Here is a 17,821-nt window from a genome sequence, read left to right on the forward strand (position 1 = left end):
CACGCCTGATCATCACACGGGAGACCTGACCGTGAACCAGCCCCTGTCCCATCATCTGCTGACCATGGCTTACCAGAACGCCTGGGCCAATCACCGCCTGGGCAAGGCCTGGGAAATACTCACCCCGAGCGAGCTGGCGGCGCCACGGGTGAGCTTCTTTCCCAGCCTGAAAGCCACCCTCAACCACATCCTCACCTGCGACTGGTTCTACGTCGACGCGCTGGAGCGGGAGCTGCGCGGCGAGGCGCCACGGGCCGACTGCTATGTGTTTTTCGAGATTGAGGAGCCTTTCGACCAGGCCGCCGACCTGCGGCGCGAACAGGCGCTGGTGGACCGCCGGCTGATCGCCTATTGCGAGCAGCAACGGGATGTGGACCTTGCGCGGATCGTCACCATCGCCCGGGAAAAGCCGCAGCGCGATACCCGGCTGCGCATGCTTTCGCACCTGTTCGAGCACCAGTTGCATCACCGTGGCCAGGTGCATGCCATGCTCAGCGGCACCCGGGTGGCGCCGCCGCAGCTGGACGAGTTTTTCTGTGCGGGCGAGGCGGCCCTGCGCGCCGAGGATTTTGCCGAGCTGGGCTGGAGCGAAGCGCAGATCTGGGGCGCGGAGGCGGTCGAGGACAAAGAACGGTAGCGCTTGACGCGCTAGCCGCTCGTTTGGTCATGTGCCGGTGTTTACAATCGCTCTCCCGGGGACCCGCCCGGATCAATCACTGTTGAGGACAGACATGGACGTTGCAGACGTATTGGTACTCCAGGCCAGCTACACCAATCCGGTACACGCCGAGGCAATCGCCCTGGTGCTCAATCACTATGCCCAGGACCCGATGGGCGGCGGCCAGCCGCTGGACGCCGATCTGTTGCGGCAGTTGCCCGGCGAACTGGCCAAGCGCCCCCATGCTTTCAGCGTGCTGGCCTTTGTCGGAGGCGAACCGGCCGGGCTGGTGAATTGCTTCGAGGGCTTTTCCACCTTTGCCGGCCGGCCGCTGGTCAATGTGCACGACGTGTCGGTGATCGATAAATTCCGCGGCCTGGGCCTGAGCCAGAAGATGCTGCAGAAGGTCGAGGAGATCGCCCGCCAGCGCGGCTGCTGCAAGATCACCCTGGAAGTGCTGGAGGGCAACGCGGTGGCCCAGGCGTCCTACCGCAAGTTCGGCTTCGACGATGCGATGCTCGACCCGAGCCATGGCCGGATGCTGTTCTGGAACAAGACCCTGTAAGCCCCTGGAGCCCGCCGGCCGATGAATTCACGCCCCCAGGATGCCACCGTGACCCGCCGTGACAGCGCCTGGGCGGTGTTCCTGGTGTTCCTGCGGCTGGGGCTGGGTTCCTTCGGCGGGCCAGTGGCGCACCTGGGGTATTTTCGTACCGAGTTCGTCCAGCGCCGCGCCTGGCTGAGCGAGGCGGCCTATGCCGAACTGATCGCCCTGTGCCAGTTCCTCCCAGGGCCGGCCAGCAGCCAGGTGGGCTTTGCCCTCGGTTGGTCGCGGGCGGGGCTGGCCGGTGCACTGAGCGCCTGGCTGGGTTTCACCTTGCCCTCGGCGCTGATCCTGATTGCCCTGGCCATGGGCCTGACCGGCAGCGGCACGGGGCTGCCCGGTGGGCTGGTGCATGGCCTGAAGATAGTCGCAGTGGCGGTGGTGGCCCAGGCGTTGTGGGGCATGGCCCGTGCCTTGTGCCGCGGGCCGCTGCGGATGCTGATCACACTCGCCTCGGCGGCCAGTGTGCTGCTCTGGCCGAGCACCCTCGGCCAGGTCTGCGTCATGTTGCTGGCGGGCATGGTCGGCGCGGGTCTGCTCCAGCCGGCCTTCAACGACCGCGAAGACGGCCTGGCAATCGCAGTCGGCAAGCGCACGGGCTACCTGGCCCTGGCGTTGTTTGCCCTGTTGCTGGCCGGCTTGCCGTTGCTGGCCGGGTTCTGGCCCAGCCTGCCGCTGGTGCTGGCCGACGGTTTCTATCGCGCCGGCGCGCTGGTGTTCGGTGGCGGTCATGTGGTGCTGCCGTTGCTGCAGAGTGAGGTGGTCACGCCGGGCCTGCTGAGCAACGATCTGTTCCTCGCCGGTTATGCCGCCGCCCAGGCGATGCCGGGGCCCGTGTTTTCTTTCTCGGCCTTTCTCGGCGCGGCCATCGACGGCTGGAGCGGCGCGCTGCTGTGCCTGGTCATGATTTTCCTGCCGGCCATGCTGCTGATCGTCGGTGTCCTGCCGTTCTGGCAGAACCTGCGCCACCTGGGTCGGGTCCAGGCCGCGCTGGCCGGAGTCAACGCGGCGGTGGTCGGCCTGCTGGCGGCGGCGCTGTACGACCCGCTGTGGACCAGCACCATCCTCAAGCCACTGGACCTGGGGCTGGCGCTGCTGGCCCTGGCCGCGCTGATGCGCTGGAAGCTGCCACCCTGGCTGGTGGTGCTCGCCGGTGGCGCTGTTGGCCTGCTGCTGGGGGCCTGACGCCACACTCCTGCAATTAGCAGCATTACGCCCGCGGCGGATGATTGAGCCGGGCAAACACCAGGCGGAACAAGGTAAAGCTGCCCGGTACGCTGCTGACCTCGGTCCGCCCCTGATGCAGGTTCATGATCGAGCGCACGATCGCCAAGCCCAGTCCCGTACCGCCTTCGGCGCGCGAGCGGCTGCTGTCGACCCGGTAGAAACGCTCGAACAGGTGCTCCAGGTGCTGCTCCGGGATACCGGCGCCGGGGTTGCCCACCGACAGCGACACGCTCGAATCGTGTTCCTCCACCAGGATCGAAATGCTCGACGCCCGGGGGCTGTGGCGGATGGCGTTGGACAGCAGGTTGGAGATCGCCCGCTGGATCATCAGGCGGTCGCCGTACACCAGGCCATCGCCGGACAGGCTGATGCCCAGGTGTTTTTCCTCGGCGCTCAGGGCGAACAGTTCCATGACCCGCCGCGCTTCATCGCCCAGGGAGATTTCTTCGAACGCCACCTGGGAGGCCGGGTGGCTGACTTGGGCGAGGAACAGCATGTCGCTGACGATCCGGGTCAGGCGCTCCAGCTCTTCGGTGCTTGACTCCAGCACCGCCTTGTACTCGTGCGGCGGGCGCTCCCGGGACAGGGTGACCTGGGCCTTGCCCATCAGGTTGGTGATGGGCGAGCGCAGCTCGTGGGCCAGGTCGTCGGAGAATTGTGAGAGTTGCTGCACGCCGCCGTCGAGCCGGTGCAGCATGAAATTGATGCTGTGGGCCAGCTCGGCCAGCTCCCGTGGCAGGTTGTCCGGCGACAGGCGATGGGTCAGGTCCTGGGTGGTGACCTTGGCGGCGACCCGGCTGAACTGCTGCAACGGCGCCAGGCCACGCTGCACCACCCACCAGGCGCCGATGCCGATCAGCATCAGCAGCAGGGGCAGGGCGATCACCGTGGAACGCAGGTAGGCACTGAGCAGCGCCTGGTCGTTGGCCCGGTCCAGGGACAGCACCACCCGCACCTGTTCGCCATTGCGCAGGGTTATCAGGCTGGAGGCGCTGAGCAACCGGTTGCCGGCGCTGTCGAGCCAGTCGAGGAACGCCGGGCTTTCCGGCTGGGTCAGGGCTTCGGGCAGCGGACCCAGGTTGCGATTGCCGATGTTCAGCAGCGCTTCGGCCTGGGGCTCGGCGCCGAAAATGCTCAGGTGCAGGTTGTCGTGGCCCATTACCAGGTCCAGCAGCGAATGCGGGCGGGCGGCGATATCGCCGGTCTTCAGGTCGCTGGTCAGGGTGTGGCGGATCTGTTCGAGCTTGCTGTCCAGGCTTTCCCGCGCCAGGCTGCCCAGTTCATGGCTGAGGGCCAGGTAGGCCAGGGTCGCGAGCAGTAAAACCAGGCCGGCGCCCATCAGGCTGACGGTCAGGCCCAGGCGCATGGACAGGCTGCTGGCGGTGCGTTGCGCGGCTTTCATTGGCGCACTTCCAGGACATAGCCGACACCACGGATGGTGTGGATCAGCTTGATATCGCTGGCGTCGTCGATCTTCGCCCGCAGGCGGCTGATGGAGACCTCCACCACGTTGGTGTCGCAGTCGAAGTTCATGTCCCAGACCAGGGAAATGATCTGGGTCCGGGTCAGCACCTCGCCCGACTGGCGCATCAGCACCTGCAATAGGGTGAATTCCTTGGTGGTCAGGTCGATGCGCCGCGAACCGCGATAGGCCCGGTGCCGGCGCGGGTCGAGTTCGAGGTCGGCGACCCGCAGGGTGTCGGTCGCCGGCAGGTTCTCGCTGCGCCGCAGCAGGGTGCGCACCCGCGCCAGCAGTTCGGGGAACTCGAATGGCTTGACCAGGTAATCGTCGGCCCCCAGGTCCAGTCCCTTGACCTTGTCGGCCAGGCGCCCGCGCGCCGAGAGCATCATCACCCGGGTGCTGCTGTCCTTGCGCATGTCTTCCAGCACCTGCCAGCCGTCCTTTTCCGGCAGATTGACGTCCAGAATCACCAGTTCGTAGTTTTGCTGTTCGATCAGGTAAAGCCCGTCGACGCCGGTGGCGGCGCGGTCGACCACATAACCGCTTTCGGTCAGCCCCTGATGCAAGTAATCGGCAGTTTTACGCTCGTCTTCGACAACCAGAATGCGCATGGAAAAGTGACCTCTTGATCATTAAAAAGAATTCAATGGCGCTGGATATGAAGTTGTTGTTGGACCAGCCATAAAACCCCGAGAAGTTGCAGCTGATAAATAGCCTCAGCCGTTCGGGTGAGGGAATGCTCAAGCCTGAAGTGGCTTTAGGGTCAAGATTTTAAGTGCCTGATATCAATGGCTTGTGCCTGTTTTAGACAGCCGGTCACTGACTGCCCCAAGTAAGGTGATCCATTGTAGGAGTGAAGCTTGCTCGCGATGGTCGTTAACGCTACTGCGTATCGAGTGGAGACGCGCGGTGCTCTCAAGTTCATCGCGGGCAAGTCGGATCGCCGCCCGCTCGCTCCTAGAAACTGATCATGTGTTATTTACTGTTTCAATATATGTCTAAGTTCAGCGGGAACTTATATTAATACAGCGGGCAGTGACGGTTGCCTATATGGCGTAATTGTCATTTTGACGTCAGAAAGTTGATAGCCCATGGTCATGTCGCTGATATCGACGGCGATAAAAAAGGCGCCCGTGAAAGGGCGCCGGAAGATCCTCTCTGCCAAAGGAGCATTATCGCCAGAGAGGAGTAGAGCTCGGGGCGTTTCAGGCGTCCGGTTGCGCAGGGGTGCGGCTCGGATCCTCGACGGGTGCCTGGGGTTTTTTCCCGCTCTCGGAGGACGTCTGTTCGCTATCGGTGCGGGGTATCTGCTGGCTGATGGGGAAGTTGTCCCAGTAGTGCTTCATGCGTTCAGCGCCGCCTTCGGCGAACGCTGCACCCGAGCTGGCAATCATCAGACCGGCGAGCAGGAGTGTGGAGGCTTTCATGTGCGGTGTCCCATTGACGGTTATCGGAATTCCGTCGCGTCCCTGTGACGAAGCAGTCATAGAAGTATGGCGCGATCTTATTAACGCGGGGTTAACAGGGCGCTGAAGGCGGGATGACAATTCTGTCATCCCGGATGAGAGGCACTGACGGCCCACTGATATGGCCGTGTAGGAAGAAGGGCGGGTTACAGCTTCCAGTCCAGGCTCAGGGTCATGGTGCGCGGTTCACCCCAGTAGACGCCGTTATAGAAGCCGACCCGTTCGTAGTACTTCTTGTCGAACAGGTTGGTGACGTTGAGCGAGGCCGACAGGTGCGGGTCGAACTCGTAGCGCGACATCAGCCCGGCCACGCTGTAGGCCTGCTGATGGATGCGGGTGTTTTCGGTGACGATACGCCCGTCGCCGTCGCGCCCCACCGGCCGCCGGCTGCTGCCGTAGATTTCGCTTTGCCAGTTCAGGCTGCCGCCGACGGTCAGCGCCCGCCACTGGCCCGGCAGGCGATAGGCCGTGGACAGGCGCAGCATGTTCATCGGCTCGCCGCCGTTGGCGCGCTGCTTTTCGCCATCCAGGGCGTGGGTGTAGGTGTAGCCGGCGGTGAGGTTCCAGCCCGGGAGGATTTCCCCCGAGACCTCGGCCTCGAACCCTTGCACCTTGCCGCCTTTGCCGCCCGACTTGTAGAACTCCTCGCCGGTGACCGGGTCCGGCGGCACCGAACTGTCCAGTTCGGCGACGTTGTCCTGCTTGCTCCAGAACACCGCGGTGGCCAGGTTCAGGCGTTCCTCCAGCAGGCTGCCCTTGAGCCCCAGCTCGTAGTTGCTGCCGACTATCGGTTCGAGGTATTTGCGGCTGGCGTCGCGCTCGGTCTGGGGCTTGAAGATGTCGGTGTAGCTGACATACACCGTGTATTCGGGGGTGAGGTCGTACAGCAGGCCGGCGTAGGGCGTCCACATGTCGTTGTGCTGCTGGCGGGTGTCCTCGAGGCGGGTCAGCTGGTTGTTGGCGTCGTAGCTGCGAGAGCGGCTGTGGGCGCTCCAGCTGCCGTAACGGCTGCCGAGCACCGCATGCAGGTCGTCGCTCAGGCTCAGGCGGGTGGCCAGGTAGCCGGCCTTTTGCCGGGTGCTGTCGCCGGAGCCGGGCAGGTTGGTCACGGTGTCGGGAAACTTGGCGATGCCGCCCATGTATTTCCAGTCGGTGATGCTGGCGTAGCCCGGCGGTGTCGGGCCGTCGACGGTGTAGGGCGACGACTCGCGGCGCTCGGCCTCGCCGTAGCCCAGCATCAACTCATGCTCGCGGCCCAGCAGGCTGTAGGGGCCGGCCAGGTTGAAGTCGTACACGCGCATTTTCTGCGTGCCGATCATATGGCTGGCCCAGGCGGTCATGCCCGAGCGGTCGGCTTCCGGGAAACCGGCGCCGCCGTAATAGACCTTGCCGTCGCTGTCGCTGTCGCGGTGGGTGTAGGCGGCTTTCAGGTGCCAGTCGTGGCCCAGGCGCTGGTCGAGGGTGGCGAAGGCGGTCTTGTCCTTGAGCGGCCAGGAACTCCAGTGCGCCGCCATGTTGGTGGAGCGCGGCAGGTTGGCCTTGCCGCCCGAGGCGTTCCAGTAGGGCACGGTGCCCCAGGAGGTGCCCTGGACCTGCTTGTCCTGGTAGTCGTAGCCCACGGCCAGGGTGGTGCTGTCGGTCAGGTCGGCCTCGAGAATGCCGTAGCCGACTTCCCGCTGCAGCTGGTAGTGGTCGCGAAACGACTGGCTGTCACGATAGGCCAGCACCGTGCGCCCGCGCAGGCGACCGTCGAACCCCAGGGGGCCGCCGACATCGACGTAGCTGTAGTAGTTGTCGTAGCTGCCGCCACTGACGCCGGCCTTGGCTGCCCATTCGTGGGTCGGCCGCTTGCGCACCATGTTGACCGTGGCCGAAGGGTCGCCGGCGCCGGTGGTCAGGCCGGTGGCGCCGCGGACCACCTCGATGCGGTCGTAGATGATGGTGTCCGAATCGGACTTCATGCGGTTGAAGGTGTTGAGCATGCCATCGATCTGGAAGTTGTTGATGGAGTAGCCGCGGGAGGAATAGATCACCCGGTCGGAGTCCAGGTGCTGGACCACCACCCCGGTGGTTTGCCCCAGCACTTCGGACAAGGTATCGAGTTTGAAATCGTCCATCTGCTGGCGGGTCACCACCGACACCGATTGCGGGGTTTCCTTGATCGACAGGTTCAGGCGCGTGGCGGTGTTCATGCTGCCGGTGGTGTAGGAACCGCTGTTCTCTGTGGTCGCGCCCAGGCCCTGGGCGGTGACGCTGGTGGCATCGAGCTCCAGGGCCTGGGCGCCAGGCTCGGCGCTCTGCGCGGGTTCGCTTTCAGCCAGCAGCCCGGGGCTCAGAACCGCGCCGCACAGGCCGAATGTCAAAGTCATGGAACGAGTGAATGGCGCGAACATCGCTGCCGTCTCCTTGTCGTCGAGGGAAAAAATCCGTTTGCACTGAGACGAAAAGGAGGAAGGGTATTTAGGCTAAACGAGAATAATTATTATCTTTCAGATACAACAATGCCCCATGAAGGGGCATTGAAGGCCGGTAGTACGGGGCTGCGTGAGCCCCGTAGGAAAAGGCTTATTCTGGCATCGCTTATTTCTGTGAGATTTATTTTTGTACCACCGCGGTGGGTGGCGGCGCCTTGGGCTTCATCAGGCTGAAGTCGATCAGGGCTTTCTCGTTGCGCTCATAAGGATTGCCGATCAGCAGCGGGCGCGGCTTGAAGCTGTCGCTGACCAGGCTCTTGCTGCGGTCCAGCTCGTCGGAGCTCAGGCCGGCCATGTCGGCCCAGGTATGGATCAGGTGCGAACTGCTGTAAGGGCGGCCGAGGTCGCCGGCGAAGTTCCAGTCATGGTCCTGCTTCCACTTCGGCGAGGCCCAGGCGATGAAGGGAATGGTGTACATCGGCGCGGTCGGCTTGCCTTCGTTGCGGCCCAGGGTGTTGTGGCCGGCGGAGTCGAACACGTCTTCGCCATGGTCCGACAGGTACAGCAGGAAGCCGTTGGGGTCGGTCTTGGCGTAGTCCTTGATCAGGCTCGAGACCACGAAGTCGTTGTACAGCACCGCGTTGTCGTAGCTGTTGTAGGTCGGTACCTGGTCGTCACGCACGCCGGCCGGCACGCCGTTGCGGTCGGTGAACTTGTCGTAGCTCGGCGGGTAGCGGTACTGGTAGCTCATGTGGGTGCCCAGCAGGTGGACCACGATGAACTTGCGCGGCGCGCCGTCGGCCAGCGCCTTGGAGAACGGCTCCAGCACGTCGCCGTCGTACTGGCGGGCGTTCTGGTTGCGGTTGTTGTTCAGGTACACCTGCTCGTCCGCCTGCTCGGAGAAGGTGGTGAGCATGGTGTTGCGCTTGGTCATGGTCTGCTGGTTGGTGATCCAGTAGGTCTTGTAGCCGGCCTGCTTCATCACGCTGACCAGGGACGGGGTCTTGAGGTACAGGTCGGGGTTTTCTTCGTCGGCGAAGGTCAGCACCTGCTGCAAGGCTTCGATGGTGTAGGGGCGCGGGGTGATGACGTTGTCGAAGATCGCCAGCTGGTCCTTGAGCTTGTCCAGCTCCGGCGTGGTCTGGCGCGGGTAGCCGTAGAGGCTCATGCGCTGGCGGTTGGTCGACTCACCGATCACCAGGACCAGGGTCGACGGCTGGTTGGCCATGCTGTCCTTGAGGTTGTGCAGCGGCGGGATCTTGCTCACGTTGTCGAGCATGCCCTGCATGTTTTCCAACTGCTCGCGGTAGCGCCGGTAGGCCACCACCATCTGCCATGGCACCGCGGGCTCGATGCGCGTCTCGAATTTCTCCAGGCCGCCGGCGAAGCTGCCGGTGCGTGCGGTCTGCTTGATCAGCGGGTAGCCGATGACGGCGATCAGGATTGCCATGGCCGCCACCAGCGCGCGGCCGCGCGGCAGGTAGACCGGGCGCAGGCGGGTCCAGAGGAAGATGGCGAAAGCGGTATGGGCGAGGAACGCCAGCACCATCCACCAGGCGAAGTACTGGGTCAGGTACTCGCCGGCTTCGGAGGGGTTCGACTCGAACATGATGAAGATGACGCTCTGGGAGAACTCCTGCTGATAAATGAAGAAGTAACCCAGGCTGGCCATGGAACAGGCCCAGAGCACCACGCCTATGACGGCGGCCATCGCGCGGGTGCGGGCCGGGAACAGCAGCATCGGCGCCAGCCAGATCGCGCTCATGATGAACGCCTGGCGGAAACCGGCGAAGCCGGAAGTGTCGGTCAACTGGATCAGTAACTGGGTGATGCCGGAGAAGTACCAGAAGAACAGGAAGAGCCAGCCCAGGCCCGCCCAGTCAAACCCTTTCGCGGACGTCTTGTCGCGTTTAAACACAGCCATCGAGCGCTCCAGCTTCATTGAACAGGACATTCGCCGGAAAGCTTCGACTACCTCGGCGAACGCGCGCCGCGCCCGTGGGGGCGGCAATATTGCGCCGGAGTATCCATAAGAAGGTGTGAAAACTTTGTGAGTTGGTACCTGCGTGTCAGATAATGCCGTCGCCAGGAGGCGGGTAGGGTAAAAGGCGACGGGCAAAAAGAAGCCGGCGATCCATCGAGGACTCGGCCGGCTTCATTAACAACCTGTTGCAAGGACCGGCCGCGACGGGCGGGTTCCTCGGATCCTCAGGCGTGGAGCTGGGTGACGGCAGCCACCTGACCCTGGTTCTGCAATGCCAGGCGCAGTTGCGCCAGCTCTTGCTTCAACTGGTCGCGCTCGTTCTTCAGTTCGCGCAACTCGTCACGACGGATAGTGACGTAGAGGGTTTGTGCAGGTCGTGCCGGTAGTACTGTGCCCATTGCTCACCTCGCAAATGGCGTGCATCAACTGTGGTCCGGCCGCTCGAATTCCGGGGCCTGAAACACTATCGGCGGCAATTTTGATTTCTTTTGCCGGCAAAGGGAACTTTTTTATTTTCAGCGGTCGTTGTGCCTTCGCGGCGATTCGCGTCGTTATCCACTCACTGCTTGGGAAACACTGCTTTAGGAAACTTAGTCCAGCCGCTCTGGACTAACCCTCACTGGCCTCGTTGGGCTATAACCTTTTGACACAATTTAGTAGTAAGGAGCATCAGCACATGCAACTGGGGATTATCGGACTGGGCCGCATGGGCGGGAACATTGCGCGGCGCCTGATGCTCAATGGGCATGAAACCGTGGTCTATGACCGCAACAGCGCTTTTGTCAGCACCCTGAGTGGCGAAGGCGCCAAGGGCGTCGCCGACCTGCCGGCCCTGGTCGCCGGCCTGGAAAAGCCACGCGCGGTCTGGGTCATGCTGCCGGCTGGCGCGCCCACCGAAGACACCATCGAAACCCTCAGCCAGTTGCTCGAACCGGGCGACGTGATCATCGATGGCGGCAACACCTACTATAAGGACGACATTCGTCGCGCCCAGGCGCTGGCGGAAAAGGGCCTGAACTACATCGACGTCGGCACCTCCGGCGGCGTCTGGGGCCTGGAGCGCGGCTACTGCATGATGATCGGCGGCGACGCCGAGGTGGTGCGCCGCCTGGACCCGCTGTTCGATGCGCTGGCACCGGGCATGGGCGACATCCCGCGGACCAAGGACCGGGTGGCTGAAGACGATCGCGCCGAGCGCGGTTACATCCACGCCGGCCCCGCCGGTGCCGGGCACTTCGTCAAGATGATCCACAACGGCATCGAGTACGGCATGATGCAGGCCTTCGCCGAGGGCTTCGACATCCTCAAGACCAAAGCCTCGCCAAGCCTGCCGGAAGACCAGCGCTTCGACCTCAACGTCGCCGATATCGCCGAAGTCTGGCGCCGCGGCAGCGTGGTCTCGTCCTGGTTGCTGGACCTGACCGCCGACGCCCTGGCCACCGATCCGCAACTCGACGGTTTCTCCGGCGAAGTGGCCGACAGCGGTGAAGGTCGCTGGACCATCGAAGCCGCCATCGAGCAGGCAGTGCCGGTTCCTGTGCTGTCGAGCTCGCTGTTCGCCCGTTTCCGTTCCCGCCAGCAGAGCACCTATGGCGACAAGATGCTGTCGGCCATGCGCTTCGGCTTCGGCGGCCACGTGGAGACTCCGAAAAAATGACCTCCTCGCGAAAGAAGTCCAAGGCTCAACCCGCTCCACCCACCACACTGTTTCTGTTCGGCGCCCATGGCGACCTGGTCAAGCGCCTGCTGATGCCGGCGCTGTACAACCTCAACCGTGACGGCTTGCTGGATGAGGGGTTGAAGATTGTCGGCGTCGATCACAACGCGATCAGCGATGTGGACTTCGCCAAGAAGCTCGAGGACTTCATTCGCACCGAGGCCGCCGGCAAGGTCGGCAACGGCGCGCAAGCGCTGGACCCGGCGCTCTGGGCCAAGCTGGCCAATGGCATCAGCTATGTCCAGGGCGACTTCCTGGACGACAGCACCTACGACGCGCTGGCGGCGAAAATCGCCGCCAGCGGCACCGGCAATGCGGTGTTCTACCTGGCCACCGCACCGCGCTTCTTCAGTGAAGTGGTGCAGCGCCTGGGCGCGTCGGGGTTGCTGGTCGAAGGCGACAATGCGTTTCGCCGGGTGGTGGTCGAAAAGCCGTTCGGCTCCGACCTGCAAACGGCGCAAGCGCTGAACGAATGCCTGCTCAAGGTGATGAGCGAGAAGCAGATCTATCGGATCGACCATTACCTGGGCAAGGAGACGGTGCAGAACATTCTGGTCAGCCGTTTCTCCAACAGCCTGTTCGAGGCTTTCTGGAACAACCATTACATCGACCACGTGCAGATCACCGCGGCGGAAACCGTCGGGGTGGAAACCCGTGGCAGCTTTTATGAAAACACCGGTGCCCTGCGCGACATGGTGCCCAACCACCTGTTCCAGCTGCTGGCGATGGTCGCCATGGAACCGCCGGCCGCCTTTGGCGCCGATGCGGTGCGCGGCGAAAAGGCCAAGGTGGTGGGGGCGATTCGTCCCTGGAGCACCGAAGATGCCCTGGCCAACTCGGTGCGTGGCCAGTACGTGGCGGGCAAGGCGGGCGACAAGCCGGTGGCCGGCTACCGCGAAGAGGCCAACGTGGCCGCGGACAGCAACACCGAAACCTACGTCGCCCTCAAGGTGATGATCGACAACTGGCGCTGGGTCGGCGTGCCGTTCTACCTGCGCACCGGCAAGCGCATGAGCGTGCGCGACACCGAGATCGCCATCTGCTTCAAGCCTGCGCCGTACGCGCAGTTCCGCGATACCGAGGTCGACCACTTGCAGCCGACCTACCTGCGCATCCAGATCCAGCCCAATGAAGGCATGTGGTTCGACCTGCTGGCGAAAAAGCCCGGGCCGACCCTGGAGATGGCCAATATCGAGCTGGGGTTCGCCTACAAGAACTTCTTCGAGATGCAGCCTTCCACCGGCTACGAGACGCTGATCTACGATTGCCTGACTGGCGACCAGACCCTGTTCCAGCGCGCCGACAACATCGAGAACGGCTGGCGTGCGGTGCAGCCGTTCCTCGATGCCTGGAAGGAAAAGGCCAAGGTCCATATCTACCGGGCCGGCGAAGACGGACCGGCGGCCGGCGACGAGTTGCTGACCCGCGACGGCCGCGAATGGCACAGCCTCGGATGAGGGGCGAGGGGCAGCATCCCATCCAGTTCCTGCTCAGTGATATGGACGGCACCTTGCTGCTGCCCGATCACAGCCTGAGCCAACGCACCATCGCCGCGGTACGCGCGCTGCGCGAAGCCGGGGTGTACTTCAGCCTGGCCACCGGGCGGCCGCCGCGGGCCATGTTGCAGCAGATCGAAGCCCTGGGCGTCGACCTGCCGACCGCGGCGTTCAATGGCGGCACCATCGTCAATCCCGATGGCAGTTTCCTGGTGCGCCACCCTGTGCCGGTAGCGGTCGCCAACACGGTCCTGGCGCTGCTGTCGCCGCAGCCGGAAGTGGAGGTCTGGGTGTTTGCCGACGGTGAATGGCTGCTGCGCAATCCCCACGGGCCGATGGTGCCGCGCGAGCAGCATGGCCTGGGTTATCCGCCCGTGGTGGTGGAGTGTTTCGATGACTATCTGCCGCGCATCGACAAGATAGTCGCCGCCAGTGCCGACACCGAGCTGTTGGTGGAGCTGGAGGCGCGTTTGCTGGCGCAGGTCGGCGGGCAGGCGCAAATCTCCCGTTCGCAGCCGGTGTACCTGGATGTGACGGCGTTGCAGGCCAACAAGGGGCAGGCGCTGATCACCCTGGCGGAGTTTCTCGGGGTGCCGCTGGAGCGCACCGCGGCGCTGGGGGATGGTGGCAACGACCCGGCGATGTTCCAGCAGGCCGGGTTGTCGATTGCCATGGGCCAGGCCGAAGCGGCGGTACAACGCCAGGCCGACCTGGTGACGGGCAGCAATGTCGCCGATGGCGCCGCCGAAGCGATCGAACGATTTATCCTGCCGCGCTAATGCAAAACCTGTAGCCGCTGCCGCAGGCTGCGATCAGCGGCGCAGCCGTCGCAACCCGGCGAACGCCTTCATTCATGCAGATCGCGGAGGCAGGTTTTGCGGCAACTGCGTTGCCGATCGCAGCCTCGCGGGCTCGGCAGCGGCTACNNCGACACCGCGATCCCTGTAGCCGCTGCCGCAGGCTGCGATCGGCGGCGCAGCCGTCGCAACCCGGCGAACGCCTTTATCCAGGCAGATCACGGAGGCAGGTTTTGCGGCAACTGCGTTGCCGATCGCAGCCTCGCGGGCTCGGCAGCGGCTACAGTCCTTTACAGCCAGTAACTCACCGCATACCAGCCCAGCACACCCATCACCAGGGTGTAAGGCAGCGCCATCCACACCATGCGCCCATACGACAGGCGCACCAGCGGCGCGATCGCCGAGGTCAGCAGGAACAGGAACGCCGCCTGGCCGTTGGGCGTGGCCACGCTCGGCAGGTTGGTGCCGGTGTTGATCGCCACCGCCAGGGTCTCGAAGTGCTCGCGGCTCATCTGCCCGGAAACGAAGGCCTGCTTCACTTCGGTGATGTAGATGGTGGCGACGAACACGTTATCGCTGATGGCCGACAACAGCCCGTTGGCGATAAACAGCATGCCCGGCTGCTGGCCCGCCGGCAGCGCCAGCACCCACTGGATCAGCGGGGTGAACAGCTGCTGGTCGTGAATCACTGCCACCACCGCGAAAAACACCACCAGCAGGGCGGTGAACGGCATCGCATCCTTGAAGGCATTGCCCAGGCGGTGCTCGTCGGTGATGCCGGTGAAGGCGGTAATCAGCACGATCACCATCAGGCCGATCAGGCCGACCTCGGCGATATGCAGGGCCAGCGCGGCAATCAGGATCAGCGCGGCCACGCCCTGTACCAGCAGCGCCGCGCGTTGCCGGTCGGTGCGTTCGGCGTTGTCTTCGGCGGCGTAGTTGGCCAGCACCGCGCGCACGTTGTCCGGCAGCAGGGTGCCGTAGCCGAACCAGCGCAGTTTCTCCAGCAGCACGCAGGTCACCAGACCGGCCACCAACACCGGCAGGGACACCGGGGCGACCTTGAGGAAGAAGTCGGCGAAGTGCCAACCCATTTCATGGCCGATCAGCAGGTTCTGCGGCTCGCCCACCAGGGTGCAGACGCCACCCAGGGCGGTGCCCACCGCGCCATGCATCAGCAGGCTGCGCAGGAAGGCGCGGAATTGTTCCAGGTCCTGGTGATGCAACTGAGGCAGGTGCTGGTCGTCGTTGAATTCGCTGTCCTGGCGCGGGTCGTTGCCGGAGGCCACCCGGTGATACACCGAATAGAAGCCCACCGCGGCGCTGATGATCACCGCGGTGACCGTCAGCGCGTCGAGAAACGCCGAGAGGAAGGCCGAGAGAAAGCAGAACAGCAGGCCCAGCAGCGCCTTGGAACGCACCCCCAGCAACAGCCGGGAGAACAGGAACAGCAGCAGTTCCTTCATGAAATAGATGCCGGCCACCATGAACATCAGCAGCAGGATCACCGGGAAGTTGTGCACCAGTTCGTCGTACAGCGCCTGGGGCGTGGTCATGCCCAGCGCCACGGCTTCCAGCACCAGCAGGCCGCCGGGCATCAGCGGGTAGCACTTGAGGGCCATGGCCAGGGCGAAGATGAACTCGGCCACCAGCATCCAGCCGGCCGCCACCGGGCCGACCGTGAACAGCAGCAAGGGGTTGAGCAGCAGGAAGGCGAGGATGCTGGCTTTGTACCAGCGCGGTGAATGGCCGAGAAAGTTGTGGGTGAAAGCCTGGGCCAGTGAACCGGACATTGGCTGCTCCTTGTATTGACGAAGCGCGCAACTTGCCGCAAGCACCGGTGAAGATCAAGAAACTCTGAAACCTTTTGCCACAAATGCCACCGAGGCCCGTGCAGGAGCCGATAAACCAGCTCCTGCGGGCCGCGTCGGTCAGTCTTCGCGTTTGACCACCAGGGTCAGGATGTCGTAGCTGGCCACCAGTTCACCCAACTGGTTGCTGACCTCCACGTCCCAGGCCACCACGCCCTGGGGGATGCCTTGCGGGCTCTTCTTGCCCTGGTCGATCTTGCGCTTGCAGGTCAGGCGCGCCTGGATGGTGTCGCCGATGCCCACCGGGTTGATGAAGCGCAGGGTATCCAGGCCGTAGTTGGCCAGCACCGGGCCCGGCGCCGGGGACACGAACAGCCCGGCTGCCGCCGACAGCACGAAATAACCGTGGGCGATGCGCTTGCCGAACTGCGACTCCTTGGCCGCGATCTCGTCGAAGTGCATATAGAAGTGGTCGCCGGACAGGCAGCCGAAGTTCACCAGGTCGGCCTCGGTCACCGTGCGCCTGTGGGTCAGCAGCGACTCGCCGATCTGCAGGTCCTGGAAGAACCGGCGGAACGGATGCACCTCGGTCTCGATGACCTTGGCGCCCCGCACGTATTCACCGGTGACCGCCGCCAGCATGGTCGGCGAGCCTTGCACCGCCGCCCGTTGCAGGTAGTGCTTCACCGCGCGCAGGCCACCGAGCTCTTCACCGCCGCCGGCGCGACCCGGGCCGCCGTGCTTGAGTTGCGGCAGCGGCGAGCCATGGCCGGTGGATTCGGCGGCGGATTCGCGGTCCAGCACCAGCAAGCGCCCGTGCCAGGCCGCGGCCACCGGGATGGCCTTGGCGGCGATGTGTGGATCGCGGGTCACCAGGCTGGCCACCAGGCTGCCTTTGCCTCGCGCGGCCAGGGCCAGGGCTTCGTCGAGGTCGTCATAGGCCATCAGCGTGCTGACCGGGCCGAAGGCCTCGATATCGTGGGCGCCGCCTTCGGCATGCGGGTCGCGAGCCTGCAACAGGGTCGGGGCGAAGAACGCGCCCTGGCTGGTGTTTGTACCGCGCGGCTCGAAGCCGTCGCGGGCGCCGAACAACAGGTCGCTGCTCTGTAGCAGGCTCTCCAGGCGTCCGGCCACGTCCCGTTGCTGGTCGTGGGAGGCCAGCGCGCCCATGCGCACGCCTTCCACCGCCGGATCGCCGACCACCACCTTGGCCAGCCTGTCGCGCAGGCGGCTGGCGACCGCGTCGATGTGCCTGGCCGGCACGATGGCGCGGCGAATGGCGGTGCATTTCTGCCCGGCCTTGGTGGTCATTTCCCGGGCCACTTCCTTGATGAACAGCTCGAACTCTTCGTCGTCCGGGCTCACGTCCGGGGCGAGGATCGCGCAGTTCAGCGAGTCGGCCTCGGCATTGAACGGCACCGAGTTGCGAATCAGCTGCGGATTGGCGCGCAGCTTGGCCGCGGTGTCGGCCGAACCGGTGAAGGTCAATACGTCCTGGCCCTGCAGGCGATCCAGCAGGTCGCCGGTACTGCCGATCACCAGTTGCAGGCTGCCGGCGGGCAACAGCCCCGATTCATCCATCAGGCGTACCGCGGCTTCGGTCAGGTAGCTGGTGGCGGTGGCCGGCTTGACGATGCACGGCATGCCGGCGAGGAAGCTCGGGGCGAATTTTTCCAGCATGCCCCAGATCGGGAAGTTGAACGCGTTGATATGCACCGCCAGGCCACCGCGGGGCACCAGGATATGGGTGCCGGCGAAGCTGCCGAGCTTGCTCAGCTGCAGCGCCGGGCCTTCGTGGACGATATTGCCCGAGGGCAGTTCCCGCGAACCCAGGCTGGCATAGGTGAACAGGGTGCTGTTGCCGCCCTCGATGTCGATCCAGCTGTCGGCGCGGGTGGCGCCGCTGTGGTGGGAGATCGCGTACAGCTGTTCCTTGCGTTCGCTCAGGTACAGCGCCAGCGCCTTGAGCCGCTGGGCGCGCTGCTGGAAGTCCAGGGCCATGAGGGAGGCGATGCCCTGGCGCCGGCCATGGTCGAGCGCCTCGGCGAAATCCAGGCGCTCCTCGTGGGTGCGGGCCAGTTCGTGGCCGTCGATGGCGCTGCGCAGCACCTGGGCGCCGTGTTGGCCGATCCAGCGGCCGGCGATGAAGCTTTGCAGGGTAGGGGCGTGAGGCATCACGATTCCT

14 protein-coding genes are annotated in these 17,821 nt (G+C 64.4%); 6 read left to right on the forward strand and 8 right to left on the reverse strand.

The genetic code is table 11. The features are described 5' to 3' along the window. Positions 1-31 precede the first annotated feature (31 nt). From PVZ80_RS13790 to chrA, 3 genes are all read left to right on the forward strand, one after another. The gene (locus PVZ80_RS13790) at positions 32-637 is read left to right on the forward strand and encodes a DinB family protein (RefSeq protein ID WP_009048854.1); all 606 of its coding nucleotides are present in this window, start codon (positions 32-34) and stop codon (positions 635-637) included. A gap of 94 nt (positions 638-731) precedes the next feature. Then, complete coding sequence (locus PVZ80_RS13795) at positions 732-1,223, forward strand: GNAT family N-acetyltransferase (protein WP_009048855.1); 492 nt, start codon at positions 732-734, stop codon at positions 1,221-1,223. Between the two features lie 21 nt (positions 1,224-1,244). After that, the gene (chrA, locus tag PVZ80_RS13800) at positions 1,245-2,447 is read left to right on the forward strand and encodes a chromate efflux transporter (protein WP_273864070.1); all 1,203 of its coding nucleotides are present in this window, start codon (positions 1,245-1,247) and stop codon (positions 2,445-2,447) included. 25 nt (positions 2,448-2,472) lie between these two features. Here the strand turns inward: chrA and PVZ80_RS13805 are convergent, their stop codons facing one another. From PVZ80_RS13805 to PVZ80_RS13830, 6 genes are all read right to left on the reverse strand, one after another. Further along, positions 2,473-3,891 carry a heavy metal sensor histidine kinase gene (locus tag PVZ80_RS13805; protein ID WP_009048857.1) on the reverse strand — a complete coding sequence of 473 codons (1,419 nt, stop codon included), beginning with the start codon at positions 3,889-3,891 and terminating at the stop codon, positions 2,473-2,475. Continuing rightward, the gene (locus PVZ80_RS13810) at positions 3,888-4,562 is read right to left on the reverse strand and encodes a heavy metal response regulator transcription factor (RefSeq protein WP_009048858.1); all 675 of its coding nucleotides are present in this window, start codon (positions 4,560-4,562) and stop codon (positions 3,888-3,890) included. The genes PVZ80_RS13805 and PVZ80_RS13810 overlap by 4 nt, the downstream gene beginning before the upstream one ends. Positions 4,563-5,156: 594 nt before the next feature. Further along, positions 5,157-5,378: a hypothetical protein gene (locus PVZ80_RS13815; RefSeq protein ID WP_009048859.1), complete on the reverse strand. Its 222-nt coding sequence runs from the start codon at positions 5,376-5,378 to the stop codon at positions 5,157-5,159. Between the two features lie 185 nt (positions 5,379-5,563). After that, complete coding sequence (locus tag PVZ80_RS13820) at positions 5,564-7,810, reverse strand: TonB-dependent siderophore receptor (protein WP_273864071.1); 2,247 nt, start codon at positions 7,808-7,810, stop codon at positions 5,564-5,566. A 202-nt stretch (positions 7,811-8,012) separates the two neighbouring features. Beyond that, positions 8,013-9,755, reverse strand: coding sequence for a phosphoethanolamine transferase CptA (locus tag PVZ80_RS13825; RefSeq protein ID WP_009048861.1), 1,743 nt, complete (start codon positions 9,753-9,755; stop codon positions 8,013-8,015). A 284-nt stretch (positions 9,756-10,039) separates the two neighbouring features. After that, positions 10,040-10,213: a DUF6026 family protein gene (locus tag PVZ80_RS13830; protein WP_007922719.1), complete on the reverse strand. Its 174-nt coding sequence runs from the start codon at positions 10,211-10,213 to the stop codon at positions 10,040-10,042. Positions 10,214-10,458: 245 nt separating this feature from the next. Here PVZ80_RS13830 and gnd point away from each other — a divergent pair, with 245 nt between their 5' ends. Genes gnd through PVZ80_RS13845 form a run of 3 tightly spaced genes read left to right on the forward strand, consistent with a single transcriptional unit; the run spans position 10,459 to position 13,807 of the window. After that, positions 10,459-11,472 (forward strand): phosphogluconate dehydrogenase (NAD(+)-dependent, decarboxylating), encoded by a 1,014-nt coding sequence (gene gnd, locus PVZ80_RS13835; protein ID WP_223265566.1) that lies wholly within the window; start codon positions 10,459-10,461, stop codon positions 11,470-11,472. Continuing rightward, positions 11,469-12,989 carry a glucose-6-phosphate dehydrogenase gene (gene zwf / locus PVZ80_RS13840; RefSeq protein WP_041984033.1) on the forward strand — a complete coding sequence of 507 codons (1,521 nt, stop codon included), beginning with the start codon at positions 11,469-11,471 and terminating at the stop codon, positions 12,987-12,989. The genes gnd and zwf overlap by 4 nt, the downstream gene beginning before the upstream one ends. After that, positions 12,986-13,807 carry an HAD family hydrolase gene (locus tag PVZ80_RS13845; protein WP_016704774.1) on the forward strand — a complete coding sequence of 274 codons (822 nt, stop codon included), beginning with the start codon at positions 12,986-12,988 and terminating at the stop codon, positions 13,805-13,807. The genes zwf and PVZ80_RS13845 overlap by 4 nt, the downstream gene beginning before the upstream one ends. Before the next feature lie 308 nt (positions 13,808-14,115). Here PVZ80_RS13845 and nhaB read toward each other — a convergent pair whose 3' ends face one another. After that, positions 14,116-15,618, reverse strand: coding sequence for a sodium/proton antiporter NhaB (gene nhaB / locus PVZ80_RS13850; RefSeq protein ID WP_038632226.1), 1,503 nt, complete (start codon positions 15,616-15,618; stop codon positions 14,116-14,118). Positions 15,619-15,756: 138 nt separating this feature from the next. Then, a complete protein-coding gene (gene paaZ, locus PVZ80_RS13855) occupies positions 15,757-17,811 on the reverse strand; it encodes a phenylacetic acid degradation bifunctional protein PaaZ (protein WP_273864072.1) in 2,055 nt (684 codons plus the stop codon). Between the last annotated feature and the right edge of the window lie 10 nt (positions 17,812-17,821).

Source organism: Pseudomonas sp. B3G-3 (genome assembly GCF_028640915.1).
In the GTDB taxonomy this organism is placed as follows: domain Bacteria; phylum Pseudomonadota; class Gammaproteobacteria; order Pseudomonadales; family Pseudomonadaceae; genus Aquipseudomonas; species Aquipseudomonas chlororaphis_I.